Origin of the sequence: Bilophila wadsworthia ATCC 49260, from assembly GCF_000701705.1 — a bacterium.
Taxonomy (GTDB): Bacteria; Desulfobacterota; Desulfovibrionia; order Desulfovibrionales; family Desulfovibrionaceae; genus Bilophila; species Bilophila wadsworthia.
The window spans coordinates 34,356-54,306 of the sequence record NZ_JNJP01000021.1; the positions used below are offsets into that span (position 1 = coordinate 34,356).

The following is a 19,951-nucleotide window of genomic DNA, read 5'->3' on the forward strand; positions in this document are numbered from 1 at the left end:
GGCGGCTCCTGCTAATTGGCGGCTGCGGCCTTTCTGGAGTGATTACGCATGTACTTGACTTCGCTATAGATGCCCCAGATCAGGGAGAGCAGGCACAGGGCGATGAGCGCGAGGTTGAGCCCGCCGGTGAAGAAGTAGCTGAACACGCCCACGTCGGTGTCGGCGATCATCTTGCCGCGCAGGAAATTCTCCTCGGCAATGGGCCCGAGGATGATGCCGAGCACGATGGGCGCGCTCGGGAACCCGAACTTGGCGAGCACGAACATGAGGACCCCGAGGATGAACATGAGGATCACGTCTTCATAGCTGTTCTGCACGCAATATGAGCCGAACACGCACAGGATCATGACGGCGGCGAACATCATGTAGTTCGGCGCATTGGCCACGAGATGCGAGTAACGGGAGGCCAGCAGCCCGAAGAAGCACATGAAGAACTGTGCAAGGAGCAGGCCGCTGATGAACGTGTATGTGATGTCGGCCTTTTCCGTGAACAGGTCGGGGCCGGGGAAAAGGCCGTGGATGAGCAGGCCGCCGAGGAGTACCGCCGCGGTGGGGCTGCCGGGGATGCTCAGCGTAAGCAGCGGGATCATGGCGGGGGCGACTGTGGCGTTGTTCGCGCTTTCCGCAGCGCAGACGCCTTCCGGATCGCCGGTTCCGAACCGATCGGGATTCTTGTCGAACTTCTTGGTCTGGTCATAGGACATGAGCCCGGCGACTTGCCCGCCCGCTCCGGGGATGACGCCGATGATGGTGCCGATGAGGCTGCCGATGCCCAGCGTGCGCAGGTAGCGCCGATGTGCCTTGATCACCTGCCTCAGCATACCCTTTTGTGGCTTGAAGGTCAGTTTTTCGAGGAGGACATGCGAATCCGCCATCAGATCGATGATCTGGGGGACGGCAAACAGGCCGATGAGCGCGGGCACGAGGGCAATGCCGCCGTTAAGCGCTTCATGGATGACGAAACGGGGTTCCCCGGTCAGGGTGCTGTATCCTACAGTCGACAGCAACATGCCGAGCGCGCCGCCGAACAGCCCCTTGAGCATGGCCCCGGAGGAGAGCCCCGTGATGACGGTGATGCCGAAGATGGCTGTCCAGAACAGTTCCGAGGGCCCGAAGCGCATGGCGAATTCAGCCATCGGGGGGGAGAACAGGATCATGACCAGCACGCCGAATACGCCGCCGATAAGGGAGCTTACAAAAACGGTGTAGAGGGCTTCCTGGGCCCGTCCCTGCTTGGCCATCGGATACCCGTCGAACAGCGTGGCGATGCTTGAAGGCGCTCCGGGAATGCTCAGCAGGATGGCCGAGATGGAGCCGCCCGCCACAGCGCTGGTGTACACGGCGCCAAGAAGGATCAGGCTGGTGTCCGCAGGCAGATAAAAGGTGAAGGGAACCAGCAGCGCGACGGCCATAGTGGGGCTCAGCCCCGGCATGGCTCCGAAAAACAACCCCCCGGCTGAACCCAGTATGAGTACGGCGAGGTTGCCCCATGAGAAGGCTGAGGGGAAGTAGGTAAGAAATTGTTCCACATGAGTCTCCTTTTCGCATGGCGCGCATCGTCGGTTGTCGATTGTACTTTTTTTAGCAAATAACATACCATAATGTGCATAAAAGAACTTGCTGAGGGGTAGCTGGCTTTTTCCGTATGCATTCTAATAAGATGCTCTTTGACATCTTTCATACCTCTTTTAGAATGGACTGTATAAGTGTTTATATATCCGGACATGTCTGGATAGCTGTCTGGATAGATAAACAGCAAAAGGCGCATCGTTTGGGATGCGCCTTTTGCTGTTTAGTTAATAATTATACTATATTAAGATGATAAAAAGAGATCCTGTCGCAATGTCGACCGTTCAAATTGTTCCTTTTGGAACGATATTCCGTTTGAAATGTTACTTTCATTCAATAAAAGCATATGGTTATGCAGATGCCAAGGGCGGTGTGGGGAAAGGCCCGTAGGTCGTTTCATAGGCGGTGCCCGCATCCAAAAGGAGGCGTTCGCTCAGGGCCGGGCCGACAAGCTGTATGCCCAACGGCATCCCGCCCGCCGTCAGCTCTCCGGGGACCACGAGGGTAGGGACTCCGGCGACGCTGAACAGATTGACCAGCGCCCGGCCCGCTGTGAAGGCCTCTTGCGGGGCGTCTATGGACGGGGCGGTGGAGAAGGCCACCGGCAGCAGCAGGAAATCCACTTGGAGCGAGGCGAAGAAGGCGTCGACCTGCCTAGAAAGAGCCTGCTTGTGGAGCAGGGCGGCGTGGTAGGCTTCGGGCGTCGCCTGTTGGCCATTCTTGTAGTCGGCCAACGGCACGGGGTGCATTTTGCCCGCGAAGGGGTTGCCTTCGATATCCTTCCGGATGTCGCGGGCGAACTCGTAGCTGCGGATGGTCCCTACCGAATCCACCACGGCGGGATCGTCCAGCAGCGGCAGGCCGACGGGGATGCACTCCCCGAACTCTTCCCAGCGGCCCACGGCCTCCGCATAGGCCTCGATGACTTCCGGAGAGCCCTTCGCGCGGACGAGCTCGGGGAAAACGCCGATGCGGAGGTACCGGATGGGGGCGGACGCCCGCAATGTGTCGCGCAGGGGAGGATCGGCGAGGATCTGGAGCAGAAGGTCTATGTCCCGGGCGGAACGGGCCATTGCCCCCACGGTATCGAGGCTTGCGGCTCGGGGGTAGATCCCGGAGATATCGCTTTGCCCCTGGGTGGAGCGGATGCCGTACAGGCCGCACCAGCCCGCCGGGAGCCGGATGGAGCCGCCGGTGTCCGTGCCGAGCCCTCCGGGGCAGTAACCGGCTGCGACGGCCGCTGCGGTCCCGCTTGAGGAGCCGCCGGGACTGAGACGGCGCTCGGGATGCCACGGGTTGACCGTTGGGCCGAAGCAGGACGTCCTGCCGCTGACATGGGCGGCGAGTTCGTCCAGATTGGTCTTGCCGAAGATGACGGCCCCGGCGGCGCGCAGGCGGGCCACGGCGACCGCGTCGGCCTTTGCCGGAGCCGCGTGGGTGAACAGGGGGCTCGCCACTGTGGTGGGCAAGCCGCGCACGTCGATATTGTCCTTGATCACAAGGGGGATGCCGTGGAGCGGCCCCCGGAAGGAACCCTGAGCCGCTTCCGCGTCGCAGCGCTCCGCTTCCTCAAGCGCCGAAGCGGAGACGTGCAGCATGGCGTTGAGGGTGCCGTCATGGAGGCGGACAGCCTCAAGGGCGTGCCTGACGAGCGCCGCCGAGGTCAATTCCCCCGCGCGCAACGCGGCTGCGGCCTGTGTGATGGTGATGGAATACAGCGTATCGAACATGGAAGAACCTGCCTTGTCGGCGTCCCGGCCCCAAGGGGAAGGTGCCGGGGCGCATGGGTTACTTTTGGGGTGCCGCGGACGTGTCCTCGACGCTGCGCCGGGCGGTTTCCTGCCCCCAGATCCACAGGGCGATGATGGCGATGGCGAAAGCCACGGCCATGAAGGTGAACACGCCCTTGACGCCGCCGACGGAGAGGAAGAACGCCAGATAATAGGTGGCGAGCACGCCGCCGACCACGCGGGACACGGCCTCGCCGAAGCCGGTGCCGACGCCGCGCAGTTCGGTCGGATACTGTTCGGCGATGTAGACCTTGCAGACGGGCATGATGCCCGTGCCGAAGAAGGCCACGAACGAGCCGATGAACAGCAGCATGGGGATGGAATCCGTGGACGTGAGCAGGAACAGGCTGATGATGGTGATGATGACGTAGAGGCTCCAGATGGGCTTGCGACCGTGCTTGTCGGCCAGCGGGCCGATGACGACGGAGCCCGCGCCGCCGATGACCATCATGCAGCCGGTCAGGATGACTGAGTTGGAAAGCTGGAACCCGTAGGTGGTAAGGATGGTGGGCACATAGACCATCACGACGTACCATGTGATCAGCCCGGCGGAGTACATGCTCCACGAAACGAGGGAGCGGGAGAGGTAGGGGGCGCGGAACAGGGCCTTCCACGAAGCGCCGGTGCGGGTGCGTTCGGTAGCGGCGGCCTGTTCAAGGCTGCGGAGCACGTCGGGGTTGATGAAGGTGTCGTCGTGCTCGATGCCCGCGCTCTTTTCGAGGCGTTCCACGAGTTGGCGCACTTCGTCATGGCGTCCGCGCCGCATCAGCCAGCGCGGGGATTCGGGGAGCCAGCGGTGCAGGAAATAAATCGTGACGATGGGGAGCCCGCCCACGATGAACGGCACGCGCCACGCGACGTCCAGCGAAAAATTGTTGATGGCCCACGAGCCGCAGAGCGTCGGAAGCAGATAGGAGGCCGTCAGAATGGCGTTGCAGATGCAGACGAGGATGCCGCGGTGCTTGGCCGGGGCGATTTCGGAAAGCATCAGGTAGGGGAGAGGGAAGACGGCCCCGGCCCCGAGCCCGCCGATGAAGCGCATGGTGACGATCCACGCGAGGTTTTCGTAGAGGCTGCCGATCAATGTAAAGAACGTGAAGATGAAGACGCCCCAGAGCAGGATGCGCTTGCGCCCGAAACGGTCGGTCAGGAAGCCCGCCGAAGCCGTACCTATGACGACCCCCGCCGTGGAACAGGAACCGAGCAGGCCGAGCGTGCTGGCGTCGAGGTCCCATATTTTCTTGAGGACGGCCACAACCTGGCCGATCATGCCGAGATCGAAGGCTTCCATGACCCAGCACCACGAAAGTAGCCCGACAAGTGTCAGGAGGGCCTTGTTGAGCGGCATACGTTCCATCCGGGAAATCAGATTCGCTTCCTGTTGCAGGTTCGACGCTTGCATACAGTCTCCTTTCCAAAGGCATGTGCGGATTGAGAGGTGGGGAAATACACTCCATTTGACGCGAGGGCCCTTAAGATTGTTCTTTTTATATCAATAGGTGTGCCATATGTTTTTCTGCACGCATTGAATAAAAATAACCATATTCTCAATATGGTTAGAATATGAACGCACGGCAAATGGAAATGGATTTTTGATAAAAGAATGTCCTGTTTTTTCAGGCATGTAAAGCTAACATGCCTGAAAAACAGGACATTTATAGAAAAATAAATATTTTATTCACAAAAAACTTTAAAACCCGTTCGGCGGCCTCTTGATGCTGAATTTACGCATCTTTTCATACATGCTGGCCCGGGAGATGCCCAGGGCGCGGGCCGTCTTGGCGACGTTCCAGTGGTGATCGCCGAGGGCGAGGAGGATGGTTTGCGCTTCGCTGTTCTTGACGACGGACTGGAGTTTCCCGTCCGTGCCCGCCGATTCCGCGACGGCCTGCTGGCGAAGTTCGGAGGGCAGATCCGTCAGCGTGATCTGATTGTCCTGGCACAGGCTCAGGGCCCGGATGAGCACGTTGCGCAGCTCACGGATGTTGCCGGGCCACGGATAGCGCATGAGCGCGTTCATGGCGCTTTCCGTACACCGGACTCCCTCGCCCCCCATGCGGTTGAGGACATCGCGCACGATCAGGGGGATGTCCTCGACGCGCTCGCTCAGGGGCGGAAGGTTGAGGGTCATGGGGTTGATGCGGTAGTACAGGTCTTCGCGGAACGTCCCCGCCGCGATCATTTTTTTGAGGTCGCGGTTGGTCGCGGCGACAAGCCGGAAATCCACGGCCCGGGGCTGCGACGATCCGAGCCGGGAGAGGGTTTTCTCCTCCAGCACCCGGAGCAGCTTGACCTGCGCGTGCAGGGGAAGATCCCCCACTTCGTCGAGGAACAGGGTGCCCTGATCGGCCAGTTCGATCTGCCCGATTTTGCCGTCCTTGTGCGCGCCGGAGAAGGCCCCGGGCACGTAGCCGAAGACTTCCGACTCGAACAGCTCCTTCGGGATGGCCGCGCAGTTGATGCTGACGAAGGGGCCGTCGGGCCGGTTGCTCGCCATGTGGATTGCGCTGGCCGCCAGTTCTTTGCCGGTTCCGGTCGCGCCGAGGATGAGGACCGGCGATTCGGTCCGCGCGTAGCGCAGCAGGTAGGACTTGAACGCCGTGATGGCGGGGCTGTTGCCGAGGATGGAATTGATGGTATGGCTTGCCCGGAGGGCGCTCTTGATGCGCCGGGCGTAGGAATTGACCTTCTTGTCGAGGAAATCCACGCGCTGGAGCAGTGCCTGCATCTGTTCCGGGGTATCGAACAGGGTCAGGGAGAACGCGCCGATGACGTGCCCGTCCTGGTCGCGGAGCGGGATGCGGTTGACGAGGATCTTCCTTTCGCTGCCCTGTATGCTCCGCCATGCGCCGAGTTCCGGCTCGCCGGAAGCGATGACCGCCGGGATGCCGGAATCGGGGATGAAATCCGTAATGTGGCGGCCCATGGCATCTTCCGGGCGGACGCGCAGGTAATTGGCGTAGGCGTCGTTGATGAACCGGATGATGCCGTCCCTGTCGCAGATGAACAGCCCCGTGGGCAGGCTGCTCATGGCCAGTTCGAGGAGGTTGCGCTGTGAGATGTCCATTCAGAATCCTTGGCATGGCGTGGATGGAATGCGGTTGACATGTTACAACCGGAACAAGGGGAGACGCAAGCTTCTTTCACGGGCATCGGTTCCCGGCGCATCCCGTCGCCGCTGAGAAGACTTGCTTGTTTTTTCCGTAACCTGTACTTCTCTGTCTTTCTTTGCGTAGCCAATATGCCGCCGCTGCGGCGCGCCGTCCACATGGGGGCGGCATCAGCCTTCGGTGTCATTTTTTGCCCGTTATGGCGGGCGACGGACAGCTTTTTTTGGGGTTCCTTATGGATTTGACGAGGCCGTTTCTCAAATGGGCCGGGGGCAAATACCGCCTTCTGGACCGCCTTTTGCCGAGCATCCCTGCGGGGGCGCGCCTTGTGGAGCCCTTTGTGGGGTCCGGGGCCGTGTTCCTGAACGCGGGGTTCGCGTGCTACCTGCTGTGCGATCTCAATGCGGATCTCATAGGGCTGTACCGGACGCTGCGGCGGGACGGGGAACGGTTCATCGCGGAGGCGCGGGCCCTGTTCACGCCGGGCAACAATACGCAGGAAGCGTTCCTGCGCCTGCGGGAAACCTTCAACGCCTCTTCGGACGCCGAAGAACGGAGCGTCCTTTTCCTGTACCTCAACCGCCATTCCTATAACGGGCTTGTCCGCTACAACAGCAAAGGTATTTATAACGTGCCGTTCGGGAAGTACAAAGCCCCGTATTTCCCCGAGCGGGAATTGACGGCCTTTCTGGACAAGCTTCGCGGGTGCGACGTGACGTTCGCCGTGCAGGATTTCCGGTCCACGTTCGCCGCGCTGCGTCCGGGGGATGTGGTGTACTGCGACCCGCCCTATGCGCCGGTTTCCGCCACGGCGAATTTTACCAGCTACACCGGCGGCGGGTTCGGCGTTCAGGAGCAGATCGAGCTGGCCTCCGAGGCGTCCGCCGCGGCGAAGCGGGGCGTGCCCGTGGTCCTGAGCAACCACGATGTGCCGCTTATCCGCGAGCTTTATGCCGATGCCCGGCTGGAATCGTTCCCGGTGCAGCGGTTCATCAGTTGCAACGGCGCACGGCGCGGGGCCGCGCGCGAACTTCTGGCGGTGTTCCCATGACTTCGGAGCAGGGCGGCGCTATTGCCAACAGGCAGGGCAATATCCTTGAGCAGCAGGTGCGGCAGGCATTCGCCTCGCACGGCTTCCGCGAAGTGGCTTTTGCCGAGTACGAAAAGCTCGCCTCAGGGAGCACGCTGCCCGGCGTCCCCGTGCCCGATCTGCTGGTGCGGCGGGTGCCTTACCAGTCCATTTACGGGCACCGGGGGGTGACGGAGTTCCTGGCCGTCTCGGCCTCCCGCGGGCTCGCCATCCGCATTGAGTGCAAATGGCAGCAGTCACAGGGCAGCGTGGACGAAAAATTCCCCTATCTGTATCTGAATTGCATACAGGCCATGCCCGAACGCGAGATCATCCTGCTCATCGACGGCAACGGGTACAAACCCGGCGCGCTGGCATGGCTCAAGCAGGCTGTTGCTTCGCAGGACGCCAAGCTGATTCATGTGTTCAACCTCGTGGAGTTCCTCGTCTGGGCGAACCGGAGGTTGAGGCAAAAATAAAATGTGCCGTTTCCCTCCTGCCCGCCTCCCAACCAGTGGATTGCAAGGCGGGCAAGGGCGTGGGGGAGGAGCGGCTTTTCCGGAAAGGCTCTCGCCTCCGCTTTTTTCAAGCTAAGGAGTCGGTTCGTGCAGGTCCGTAATGAGGTCAAGGAACTCCGTCTGCTGTTCGAGGTCTTGCAGATTTTGGACAGCGCTTCCGACTTGTCCGACAATCTCGAAACCGTGCTTGAGGTCATGGCCGAACATACCGGCATGATGCGCGGCGTGATCACGCTTCTCGACGAGGCGCACGGCGAGATCGCCATTGAAGCCGCCTACGGCATGTCGGCGGAGGCGCAGAGCAAGGGCCGCTACAAGCTCGGCGAGGGCATCACCGGCAAGGTCATCGAAAGCGGCAAGCCGCTGGTCATCCCCAATGTGCTCGTGGAGCCGCTGTTCCTGAACCGGACCGGAAGCCGCAGCCGCAAAGAGGCGGTTTCCTTCATCTGCGTGCCCGTCAAGATGGAAGGCCGGGTCATCGGTGCGCTGTCCGCCGACAGGCTGTTCGCGGCCTCCGAAGCGCTCGAAGAGGACATGCGCCTTTTGAGCGTGCTGGCTTCGCTGATTTCCAAGGCCGTGAAGAACCGGCAGGAGCGCCACCGGATGCTGGAGGAAAACCGGCGCCTGCTGGACGTCTTGCGGGAACGGTCCCGCCCGGAAATGTTCGTGGGGCGCTCGCCGGGGCTGCGGGCCGTCCTGACGCAGCTTGCACAGGTGGCCCCGACCAGCGCCACGGTCCTGCTGCTCGGCGAGAGCGGCACGGGCAAAGAGCTTGCCGCCAACACCATCCATGCGGGCAGCCCGCGTGCCGGGCATCCCTTCATCAAGATCAATTGTGCGGCCTTGCCGGAAGGGCTTATCGAGAGCGAGCTTTTCGGGCACGAAAAAGGGGCGTTTACCGGGGCCGTCGGTATGCGCAAAGGCCGTTTCGAGGCAGCGGACGGCGGCACGCTGTTCCTTGACGAGATCGGCGAGCTTGCCGTTTCCACGCAGGTCAAGCTGCTGCGCGTGTTGCAGGAGCAGGAATTCGAGCGGCTCGGCGGCATGGAAACCCGCAAGGTGGACGTGCGCGTCGTGGCGGCCACGAGCCGGAATCTCGAGCAGATGGTCAAGGACGGGCTGTTCCGCAGGGACCTGTATTATCGGCTGAACGTGTTTCCCGTCTCGATGCCTCCACTGCGGGAACGGCAGGGGGACATTCCTCTGCTCGTCGAGAACTTCCTTGAAAAGTATGGCCATAAGATAGGCAAACGGGGGCTCCGGGTTGCGCCCGAGGCTGAGGCGCTGCTGCTGGCCCACTCGTGGCCCGGCAACATCCGGGAGCTGGAAAACGTCATCGAGCGGGCCGTCATCCTGACCACGGACGGCCTGATCCGCCCGGATCTCCTTCCGCCCGCCATGCAGGCCCCCTGCGCGCTGTGCTCGTTGCGGGGGACGCTGCCCGATGCGCTTGAGCAGTTGGAGCGGCAGCTTATTACCGAGGCCCTCCAGGAACATCGCGGCAACATGGGACATGCCGCGCAGGCGCTCGGCATCAGTGAACGGGTCATGGGCTTGAGGATGCGGAAATTCGGCCTCGGCTACAAGGCATTCCGCAGGGGGGCTCCCTGATCCGCTTAGAGTGGACGGAAATCATGGACGAAGCCTGTCTTACTGGTGTTTCATAAATACCATGCGATGACACAGCGCGAGGTTTGCTGCATGTTTTTTCCGATTCCGGCTTTTCGGTCGTTTCGCCAGTGGATGGACACCTCTTCGGCGTTTGTCCGGGCATGGGTACGTTCACCGCGGAGTGTTGGCATGGTATGCCCGAGCGGCATGCCCCTTGCCCGGAGCATGGCCGCCTTCGCTCCCCGCAAGGGTGACGGGCTGGTGGTTGAACTCGGGGCGGGCACGGGGACAGTGACCCGGCAGTTGCTTGATGCGGGCATTGCTCCCCGGCGTCTGGTTGTGGTGGAGCAGTCCCCGGTTATGGTGAGCCTATTGCGGGAGCGTTTCCCGCAACTGGCGATTCTTGAGGCGGACGCCCGCTGGCTTGCGGACTGTCTCCCCAGAGATCGGCAGGTGGACTGCATCGTTTCCTCCCTGCCCCTTCTTTCCCTGAATGAGCGCGTCCGTAACCAGATCATCAGCGCCATGTTTGAAGTGCTGCACGAAGGCGGCCTGCTCATCCAGTACACCTACTCGTGGCGCAAGGCGAACGCCTTTCTCAAGGACGGCTTCCGGTGCATCGGTTCCAGCCAGGTATGGCACAACGTACCGCCCGCCCGCATTTTCCGGTTTCGCCGGGAGGCGGGGGCGCGTGTTCGGTGAAGATGCGAAGATTGGGGAGGGGAGGGACACGTCCTTTTGGGGACACATGTTCAGTTGTGGAATGTTTTTTATTTGTAAAAACAATATAATAGATAGACATATGTGTTCTGGAAAGCTGCGGACAGGGATTCGATAAGGTCGAAAGTCTTGGGAGGGGAAGGGGGAGGTTTGGAGGGGGAGGGGGAACCTTTCTTCAGAAAGGTTCCCCCTCCCCCTCCAATCTTTCAATACAAAGAGCCCGTGCCGAGGAGGAGCAATCGGCACGGGCTCTTTGCGAGGGGTATGGAAGGAAGCGCCTTCGGAGGGGATGAAGGCGCTCCGGGGAGAGGGCTTATTCGGCGTCGACGAAGCCGCGGCTCGGAATTTCGGGAGAGTCGCTGCCCGCGATCTTGGAGAGATAGGTATTCCCAAGCGTTTCGATGTGGTTGGCCATGTTGCAGAAATAATTGTCGTGGACCTGTTCTTCATCCAGGATGCGTTCGAACAGGCGGGCGCTCACGCTGTCGCCGTTGGTGCGACAGATTTCCAGCAGCTTGTTGTAGGTCTCGATGGTGTCGTCTTCCACCTTCACGTTGAAGGGAAATACGTCCATAACCTTCTGCCCTTTCGTGATCTTGGAAGACAGCTCGCTGTTCGGCTCGCCGCCCAATTCCTTGATGCGCTCGGCAAACTGTTCGGCATGGCGCATTTCGTCGATGGCGATCAATTTGATCTTGCTGGCGAATTCGCCATAGTCCAGGTCATCCAGATTGTAGTGCTGGTTCATGTACTGATGCACGGCATACAGTTCCATGCTCCGAGCCTTGTTCAACACTTCAATAACCTTGGCCACGCGTTCTTTTTTGGCGGCTTCCTGTGTCATTCCTTGTATCCTCACTGAAGGGTGTTATGCTCCTGAACTGGTTTCAGTGTGCGGCAGGCAGATGTTGTCTTCAATGATTATAATGAATTAGCGTTGAAAACTCTCATACGCTCCCGTAACCGGGCGGAACAATGCAAAAAGCCCGCCGGTTGTTCCGACGGGCTTTGGCGTTTGGGCTGCGGGAGGGTCAGCGGGGATTGTTCGCGTCGTAGTCTCTGAGCGCCATGCTGACGATCTTGGAAAGCCCGATGAGGGCGATGAGGTTGGGAAGGACCATAAGGCCGTTGAACATGTCGGCCAGCTCCCACACGAGGTCCACTTGCAGCACGGAACCAAGCACGATGAAGCCCATGACGATGAGGCGATACGGCGTCGTGCCCTTGGTGCCGAAAAGGTACTTGATGTTCTGCTCGCCGAAGAAATACCAGCCGATGATGGTCGAGAAAGCGAAGAAGAACAGGCAGATTGCCACAAAGGTGATGCCAAAGGACCCGAGGCCGCTTTCAAAAGCCTTCTGGGTCAGGGCGATGCCGGTGGTGGAGCCGTCGATGGAGTTGGTCACGAAGATGACGAAGGCGGTCATATTCAGCACGATAAAGGTATCCACGAAAACGCCGACGATGGCGACAAAGCCCTGTTGGGCGGGATACTTCACCTTGGCGACGGCATGGGCGTGCGGGGTGGAGCCCATGCCCGCCTCGTTGGAGAACAGGCCGCGGGCCACGCCGTAGCGCATGGCTTCCTTGACGCCCGCGCCGATGATGCCGCCCGTGGCGGCGGCGGGATCGAACGCGCCCACGAAGACCATCTTCAAAGCCGGGATGATGTGGGAGGCGTTGGCTAACAGGACGATAAGCCCGCCGAGCAGGTAGAGGGCCGCCATGATGGGCACGACCTTTTCGGTAAAGGCGGCGATGCGCCCCATGCCGCCGAAGAACACGAACGCGGCGAGCGCGGAGATGATTACGCCGATGAGCAGCGGAGGCAGGGAAAAGGCGGTCTGGAAGGCATCGGCGATGGAGTTGGACTGGACCATGTTGCCGATGAACCCGAGCGCGATGATGATGGAGATGGAGAAAAAGGCCGCCAGTTTTTTACTGCCGAGGCCCTTTGAGATGTAGTAGGCTGGGCCGCCGGTGACATGGCCTTGATCGTCCGTGGTCTTGTAGGTCTGGGCGAGCACGGCTTCGGCGAAGATGGTGGCCATGCCGAAGAAGGCCGCGATCCACATCCAGAAGATGGCTCCGGGGCCGCCCATGGCGATGGCGGTCGCAGCGCCCGCGAGGTTTCCTGTGCCCACCTGTGCGGCGATGGCGGTGGCGAGGGACTGAAAAGAACTCATGCCTTGCTTTCCGGCCCGTTCGCCGTGCAGGGTCAGTCCGCCGAATGTCGACTTAACGGCAAGGCCGAAACGGCGGATCTGGATGAAATCCAGTTTCAGGGTAAAGTAAATGCCCACGCCGCACAACAGCGGAATCAGGCAGTACATTCCCCACAGAAATCCATTGATTTCGGACACGATTTTGGTCAACTGTTCCATCACGGGACACATTCTCCTGCAAATCGAAGGTTACGGCGTCGTGACCGTACCCGCCCTCCTCCGGCGAGCGCGGCTTCCCGGACGGAAAAGACGCTTTTGCTATTCTAAACCGTCTAAGCCTTTGTTGAGTATAAGTAAACAGACGATTTTTTTAGAACGGGGAGAAAAAACTGTGCAAAACGAAAGTGTATTTTTTAATATATTGATATAGTTATATAAAAAGAAGTTTGAATTGTGAGGGAGGCTATGAGGGGAGAATGGCTTTATCTTTTTTGTCGACAGAGGGTTGGCTCCAGTTTCCTTTTTTACGCAATCGATTGCGGGAAAGGTCCAAAGTGGGAACGGAAAAGGGGAACCCGTTTGTGCGGGGGACACGCTCCTGCCCGTGGAGATTATCATCTTGACGTCCGTTGCTCCCGAATTCATTATGCCGTCATGCTCGTATCCGTACTTTGTCCATGGTGCCGCAAGGCTGTCCGTTCTGTTTTCCGGAATGGGGCGATCCGTGCGTATGCAATGGGATTCGCCCTGTGCCTGCTGTTGTCCGGCTGCATTTTCGGTTCGGGGAACAAGCAGGATACGCTGCAGCCCATGACCGATGAGGCTCCCAATCCCGCCAAAAAGACGATACGCTACAGCGTAAAGCTCCAGTCCGACCCGCAGAACGGCGATCTTGTTTCGGAACTTCGGGAGAACAGCCAGCTTGTCTGGCTACATGACGATCTCCCCGACAGCCGCGTGGGGCTTGAGCGCCGGGCCCTCGAAGATGTGGAAACGGCCCGCAAGATTTTGCATTCGCAGGGGTACTATGACGGTACGGTGCGCCACCACATCAATTGGGAGGCGCAGCCCCCGGAAGCCTCCATCACGCTGAGGCCCGGCGAGCGGTATGTGATGGGGCCGACGAAGCTGCGTTACGAGCGCACCGGGCCAGCGGGCGAACCTGTGGACAAGGATTTGCCCGAGTCCGTCCGTGGCATCGATTTTATGGAAAACGCTCCTGACACGCTGGAGGCGTTCGGGCTCGCCAAAGGAAGCCCCGCCGAGGCGCAGACCGTGCTCAACGCCGTTACCTCGGTGGTGACGGCCATGCGCAAGGCGGGCTATCCGCTCGCGGAACAGGGCAAGGCCCGGTACGTCATCGATCGTTCCACGCATACCCTTGAAGCGGACGTGCTCATCAAAACCGGTCCGCTCCTGCGCATGGGGCCGGTGCTGATCAAGGAAGAGAACGTCAGGCCGGCCGACAACCCCGACGCGCCCGGCGCTCCGGCGGTCAACGAGGATTATCTCAACAAGCTGAGCCCGTGGATTGAAGGGCAGTACTGGAACGACGACCTGTTGAAGGAATACAGGACCACGTTGCAGGAAACCGGCCTGTTCAGCGCCATTGATATGAAACCCGCCCGCCTTTCCCCCAAACAGGCGAAGGCGGCGGGGTGGACGGACAGATCGCTTGCCGAGGCCGGTTTTTCGGAGCTGCCTCTGGGGGATTCTCCCGATGCACCTTCCCCGGCTCCTCCGGCAGACCCTCCGGCGGGGGGAACCGGGAAGAAGGCGGCTGGCTCTGACATGCCGATCTGGATGACGAGCGACGGGACCACCCCGGTAAGCCTTACCGTGCGCGATGCGCCGCCGCGTACCGTGAGCGGCGGCTTGCAGTATTCGACGGATACGGGTTTCGGCGTGCGCGGGGCGTGGGAGAACCGCAACCTGTTCGGCGGCGGGGAACAGCTCCGCGTGACCGCCCCCATTTCTGAAGACTCGCAGTCGCTGAACGCCTCGTTCCGCAAACCGGCCTTCGGCATCCGGGATCAGGCATTGGTGGGCGAGGCGTGGGCCATCAACGAGACGACCGACGCCTACGACCAGAGTGCCTTGTCTTTCGCGGCGGGCCTTGAGCGGCGCTTCCGCAAGGACTGGCGCAACTGGTGGGCCAGCGCGCGCGTTTCGGTGGAAGCGGGGAGCCTCAAGGACAACTACCGGGGCAGGCGGACGTACAGCCTGCTCGGTTTTCCCCTGTCCGTGCGCCGGGATACGACCAACAGCCTGCTGAACCCGACCACCGGGACGCGGGTGACCCTCGAGGTGACGCCGTATACGGGCACGTTCAACGGCCCTCTGACTACCGTGCGCACCCGGCTGGACGCCAGCGGCTACTGGTCTCCGGGGTGGGATCGGCTTGTGCTCGCCGGACGCGCCGCCGCGGGAAGCCTCACTGGCGAAAATGTCCGGAATATTCCGGCCTCGTTGCGTTTTTACAGCGGTGGGGGCGGCTCGGTGCGCGGCTACAAGTACCAGTCGCTCGGCCCGCATGACAGGAACGGCGATCCGCTCGGCGGGCTCTCCTTTACGGACGTGAGCCTTGAGGCCCGGTTCAGGATCACCGAGTCGTTCGGCATCGTGCCGTTCGTGGATGGCGGCATGGTCTATGAGACCACCATGCCCGACTGGGGCCGCGATCTTTCGTGGGGCGTGGGCCTTGGTTTCCGGTATTATACGCTGATCGGCCCCATCCGGCTCGACATAGCCACGCCGTTGCAGGACCGCGACAACAACAAGGCGTTCCAGATTTACCTCAGCATAGGGCAGGCGTTCTGATGACCGTACCTCCCTCCCTTCGGCGCGCCGGGCGCATCCTTGGCTGGAGCCTGCTCGGGCTTGTCCTTGTCCTGTTTTTTGCCCTTGCCGGGGGCATGGCGTTTCTGCGCACCCAGCCCGGAGAGCGCTGGATCGCGGATACGGCTGTTTCCGTTCTGAAAAATGTGGGTATTGAAGCTCAGCTCGGCTCGCTGGAAGGCCCGCTGCCGTTTTCTCTGCATCTGCGGGATGTGCGGCTTGCGGACGGGCAGGGCGTTTGGCTGGACGTGCCCGAAGCCACGCTGCGCATCGGTGCCGGTGCGTTGCTGCGAGGGCATCTGCTGGTGGAGGAATTGAGAGTCCTCAATGCCAGTATGTCGCGCGTGCCTGAGTTCCCGCCAGCCGATCCGCCGCCTCCGCCGTCCGATCCCTTGGAGCTGCTGCGGCCCTCCTTCCTGCAGCCGTTGGCTTCGGACATTGCGGGGTATTTGAAGCTGGCGACGGTCGGAGAACTGCGCATCGAGCGGTTCCGGCTCGGGCAGGCCGTGGCGGGGATCCCCATTGAGGCGACGCTGGAAGGCTCCGGTCCGCTGACGGATTTCCGGAGTGAGCTGGAGTCCACGCTGTACCGTCCGCAAATTGAGAAGGCTGGGGGGGCGGCTGAGCCGTTGCTGGCCCTCTCCGGCGCCCTGAACCTCGGCAACGAGGGAAACTGGCTGTCGGACGGCGTAAAGCGCCCGCAGCCCGAAGAGCGGCCCGACGCGGGGGTGGGGCTGGATCTGCGGCTTGCCGTCCCTCGCGCTGCCGGAAATGGCGGAGACGAGGCGCAGGGGGCGCAGGATGCCCCGGAACAGGGCTCGCTGCGGTTGTTGCTGACGCTGGCGGGCGCTCGGTTTTCCGTGCCCGAGCTGATGGCGGAGGTGCCGGGCGGGCTGGTTACCGGGCACGGGCTCTTTTTCGATGATGCGAAGGTCGGCGGCGATCTGTCCGTTTTGTTGAGCGATCCCGATGTGTTGATGCGGCTTGTCGCCGCGTTGACGGGTGAGGCGCAGGCCGGGCTGCCGCTGGCTTCGGCGAATCTTGAGGCCGCGCTGTCCGGAACGCTGGATGCGCCCGGGCTGGTGTTGAAAGCCTCGGTGCCGGGAATCGTGTTGGATGCGGCGCAGCCGGATGCCCGTCTGGACGTGGCGTCTTCGTGGACGCTTGCCGTGCGGTCCCTGCTTTCCGAGCCTTCCGTAACGGCCGATGCGACCGTGAACCTCGGCGGCCCGTTTGTCCGGAAGGCCATGTCCGCCAATCAGGCCGCAAAAAACGGCAAAGACGGCGAACGCTCCGGCGAAGTGCCGATCAGGTTGCATGTTGAAGCCTCCGAAACGGCGGAAACGCTTAGGGTGAAGGCGTTGCGCGTGGAGTCTGAATGGCTCGCTCTGGCTGGCGACGCTTCGCTGGAAACGGCGACGGGCAAACTTGCGGCGGCGCTCCGGCTGGATATGCCTTCGCTGCGCAGGCTGGCGCAGTTCCCGCCCGTGGCGGCGTTGCTGACGGATTCGCCGTTCCGCGAACTGGCGGGCACGGTAGGCTTGAAAGCCGACGTGCGCCGCGACGATGCGTCATCGCCGTTTGCCGGGACTTTGAGCCTCAAGCTCGCGGATATGCGCTGGGGGCTTGCCCCGCTTCAGGATACGGTGGGCGAGACGGCTTCGCTTGGAGCATCGTTCAGCGCGCAGCCGGAATCCGGCTCCGCTTCCGTCAGCGATCTGACGCTCAAAGCCGGTCAGATCAGCGGCAAGGGGAATGCTTCCACCGACGGCAAGAAACTCGATGCGGCCTTGTCCCTCGCGCTGTCTTCGTTGAAGGGGATAGCTCCCTCCCTGTCCGGCCCGCTTGAGCTCAAGCTCCGCGCTTCCGGGCCGCTGCTCTCGCCCGGCGGCGAACTGACGCTTGCCAGCCCGCATCTGGGCGTGGAGACGGCCACGCTGGAGGGCTTGCGCGTGCGCCTCAACACGCCGTCCGTCGGCGCTGCGGGCGGCAAGGGTACGCTCGATGTTTCCGCCACGCTGAGGGATGCGTCCATCAAGGCGCTGCAGGCTGGCGCGCCGTTGCGCTTTTCCACGGAATGGCAGTTCGCGGCTGACCGTTTCAGCCTGCACAAGACCAAGCTCGACGCCCCCGGCATAGCGCTCTCCGGCACGCTGGACGCCCTGCCCGCCAAACGGCGGCTGGACGGCGGGTTCCGGCTGGCGGTCACGGACTGGGCGGCGCTGTCCTCGCTTACCGGCGTGCCCCTGGATGGTTCCGCAGCGGTTGCCAACGTGTCTTTTTCGCAGGCCAAAACGCAGCAGCTTGCCGCGGATTGGTCGTTCGGCGCGCTCAGTGCCGGTTCGTTTTTTTCCATGCGCACCTTCAAGGGCAATCTTCGGCTGGATGACCTGTTCGGCAAGCAGGGGATCGGCCTGTCCGCCTCCCTTGGGAACGGCTCCGCGTCCGATTTCCGCTGGCGGAGCGGCAAGATCGACGTGTCCGGATCTCTGAAAAGGCTTCAGGCGTCCGTGGCCCTCCAGGGCAAGACGTCCGCCGACATCGGATTGGCGCTCGACATTGCCGGGCAGAAGGCGCAGGTGGAACGCCTCACGTTCACGGACAGGCGGAAACGGACGCTTGTGGGCGTGCGTTTGAATCGGCCCGTCAACATTGCCTTCGGCAACGGGCTGTCCGTGGACAACCTCGATCTGTCCGTGCTGCCGCAGGGCACGCTGACGGCCCTGGGGAGCCTTGACGGGCGCAAGCTCGCCCTTGAGGCCCGGTTGCGCGACGTGGCCATCAATATGGCCCGGCTGTTTACGGACGTGCCCGTGCCCGACGGCCTGCTCAACGCCGCCATCGCCCTGTCCGGCACGCCGTCGCAGCCGAGGGGCACGCTGGACGTGTCCCTCAGGAACATCGCCTTCCCGGAGAGCGACATGCCCCCCGCCGCCGTGGATATCAACGGCACGCTCCGGTCTTCCGCCCTTGTCCTCAATGTGAAGACGGACGGCATGGGGACCTCTCCGGCCACAGGGACGCTTTCCCTGCCCTTGAGTTTTTCCGCGTCCGGCGTGCCGTCCCCGGCGCTGGACAAGCCGTGTTCCGGCAACGTCAACTGGGAGGGCTCGCTGGCGTCGCTGTGGCGGTTCGTGCCGCTCGCCAACTCCAGCCTCACCGGGCAAGGCTCCCTCAATGCCACGCTGTCCGGCTCGCTGTCCGCTCCCGAGCTTTCCGCGTCGCTCAAGATCGAAAAGGCCGCCTTCGAAGAGATCCTTCTCGGCCTCGCCCTGTCCGACATCAACCTTGATGCGTCTCTCCAGTCCGGAGGGATGTCCCGTTTGTCCCTTTCCGCTACGGACGGGCAGGGCGGCGCGATCAACGTCAACGGAACCGTCGGTCCGCTGGCGTCCGGCCTGCCCCTTTCGCTGCATGGGACGATCAAGGAGCTTGCCCCGCTGCACCGCAACGATCTTTCCGTCACCCTTTCGGGCACGGCGGACATCGTCGGGCCGGCGACGTCGCCCGATGTGCGCGCGGCCATCACCGTCAATAAGGGGCAGTTCCAGATCGTCAGCTCATTCGGCACCAGCATCCCGACGCTGAACGTCGTGGAGGCCGGGCAGGAGGAGAGCACCGCTTCCTCCTCCGGATCCGGGCCGAAACTTGACGTCAATGTGCTCATCCCGAACCGTTTCTTTGTGCGCGGCAAGGGGCTTGAGAGCGAATGGAAGGGCAACCTTCAGGTTTCCGGACCCGCGACGAATCCCGTGGTCACGGGGTCCATCAATTCCATCCGGGGGCAGTTCAGCCTGCTTGGCAAGCAGTTTACCCTGAGCCGGGGCGACGTCGAGTTCAGCGGGGCCACGCCGCCCGATCCGCTGCTCAACGTGCTCGTCACCTACGCGGCGGCGAATATCACCGCCGAAGCGACCGTAAGCGGCCCGGCCTCGTCTCCGACGCTGACCTTGTCCAGCCAGCCTCCGTTGCCGCAGGACGAAGTGGTGGCGCAGGTGCTGTTCGGGCAGAGCGCATCCAGCCTCGGGCGCATGGAGGCGATCCAGCTTGCCGCCGAACTCGCGTCGCTGTCGGGGTTCGGTTCCGGCGGCATGGGGGTTCTCGGCGAAGTGCGCGACACGCTCGGTTTCGACGTGCTCCGGTTCGGGAGTATGCAGAACGGGCCGAAGCAGCAGACGAGCCGCAATGCCGGCCTGTTGCAGCCTCCGGGACAGAACAGCGGGGCCAGCGCACAGGAGGACTCCATCCCATCCCTTGAGGTGGGCAAGTATGTCATGGACAACGTCTATGTCGGCCTAGAGCAGGGGATGAACGGTGATGCCAGCGGCGTCCGCGTTGAAATCGAGCTTGCCCCCAACCTTAACCTCGAAGGCGTTTCCACGCCCCAGGGCTCCGAAGTGGGGCTGAACTGGAAGAAGGATTATTGAGGACGGAAAAAGAAGAGTGCTTCATCTTTTAACATATTGAAAACTCTGAACAGGGATTCGATAAACACAAAAGTCTTTGAAGAGGAGAGGGTGGGGTTTGGGGAGGGGGAGGAGAGACTTTCTTCAGAAAGTTT

The 19,951-nt window shown here is 61.9% G+C and carries 12 protein-coding genes; 6 read left to right on the forward strand and 6 right to left on the reverse strand.

All coding sequences use genetic code 11. The features are described 5' to 3' along the window. Window positions 1-11: 11 nt before the first annotated feature. From T370_RS0109365 to T370_RS0109380, 4 genes are all read right to left on the reverse strand, one after another. Window positions 12-1,529, reverse strand: coding sequence for a tripartite tricarboxylate transporter permease (locus tag T370_RS0109365; protein ID WP_005028472.1), 1,518 nt, complete (start codon window positions 1,527-1,529; stop codon window positions 12-14). A 390-nt stretch (window positions 1,530-1,919) separates the two neighbouring features. Further along, window positions 1,920-3,299, reverse strand: a complete 1,380-nt coding sequence (locus T370_RS0109370) for an amidase (RefSeq protein WP_029435567.1) — start codon at window positions 3,297-3,299, stop codon at window positions 1,920-1,922. Between the two features lie 58 nt (window positions 3,300-3,357). Further along, window positions 3,358-4,761: an MFS transporter gene (locus T370_RS0109375; RefSeq protein WP_029435568.1), complete on the reverse strand. Its 1,404-nt coding sequence runs from the start codon at window positions 4,759-4,761 to the stop codon at window positions 3,358-3,360. A gap of 288 nt (window positions 4,762-5,049) precedes the next feature. Continuing rightward, window positions 5,050-6,426 carry a sigma-54 interaction domain-containing protein gene (locus T370_RS0109380; RefSeq protein ID WP_005028477.1) on the reverse strand — a complete coding sequence of 459 codons (1,377 nt, stop codon included), beginning with the start codon at window positions 6,424-6,426 and terminating at the stop codon, window positions 5,050-5,052. Between the two features lie 278 nt (window positions 6,427-6,704). Here T370_RS0109380 and T370_RS0109385 point away from each other — a divergent pair, with 278 nt between their 5' ends. The 4 genes from T370_RS0109385 (at window position 6,705) to T370_RS0109400 (ending at window position 10,369) form a co-directional block, all read left to right on the forward strand. Beyond that, window positions 6,705-7,520, forward strand: a complete 816-nt coding sequence (locus T370_RS0109385; protein ID WP_029435569.1) for a Dam family site-specific DNA-(adenine-N6)-methyltransferase — start codon at window positions 6,705-6,707, stop codon at window positions 7,518-7,520. After that, entirely contained in the window at window positions 7,517-8,017 is a 501-nt protein-coding gene (locus T370_RS0109390; RefSeq protein WP_029435570.1) for a PD-(D/E)XK nuclease superfamily protein, read from the forward strand. Before T370_RS0109385 ends, T370_RS0109390 begins: the two co-directional genes overlap by 4 nt. A 126-nt stretch (window positions 8,018-8,143) precedes the next feature. Next, entirely contained in the window at window positions 8,144-9,667 is a 1,524-nt protein-coding gene (locus T370_RS0109395; protein WP_009733307.1) for a sigma-54 interaction domain-containing protein, read from the forward strand. Between the two features lie 189 nt (window positions 9,668-9,856). After that, on the forward strand, window positions 9,857-10,369 hold the full coding sequence (locus tag T370_RS0109400) for a class I SAM-dependent methyltransferase (RefSeq protein WP_009733308.1): 513 nt from the start codon (window positions 9,857-9,859) through the stop codon (window positions 10,367-10,369). Between the two features lie 331 nt (window positions 10,370-10,700). Here the strand turns inward: T370_RS0109400 and T370_RS0109405 are convergent, their stop codons facing one another. Both T370_RS0109405 and T370_RS0109410 read right to left on the reverse strand, forming a co-directional pair. Further along, window positions 10,701-11,231: a ferritin-like domain-containing protein gene (locus tag T370_RS0109405; RefSeq protein ID WP_005028491.1), complete on the reverse strand. Its 531-nt coding sequence runs from the start codon at window positions 11,229-11,231 to the stop codon at window positions 10,701-10,703. 187 nt (window positions 11,232-11,418) lie between these two features. Next, entirely contained in the window at window positions 11,419-12,771 is a 1,353-nt protein-coding gene (locus tag T370_RS0109410) for an alanine/glycine:cation symporter family protein (protein WP_029435572.1), read from the reverse strand. Between the two features lie 516 nt (window positions 12,772-13,287). Between T370_RS0109410 and T370_RS0109415 the strand changes: the two genes are divergently transcribed. Beyond that, window positions 13,288-15,372 carry an autotransporter assembly complex protein TamA gene (locus tag T370_RS0109415; RefSeq protein ID WP_237912507.1) on the forward strand — a complete coding sequence of 695 codons (2,085 nt, stop codon included), beginning with the start codon at window positions 13,288-13,290 and terminating at the stop codon, window positions 15,370-15,372. Further along, window positions 15,372-19,817 carry a translocation/assembly module TamB domain-containing protein gene (locus tag T370_RS0109420; RefSeq protein ID WP_029435574.1) on the forward strand — a complete coding sequence of 1,482 codons (4,446 nt, stop codon included), beginning with the start codon at window positions 15,372-15,374 and terminating at the stop codon, window positions 19,815-19,817. Before T370_RS0109415 ends, T370_RS0109420 begins: the two co-directional genes overlap by 1 nt. Window positions 19,818-19,951 lie beyond the last annotated feature (134 nt).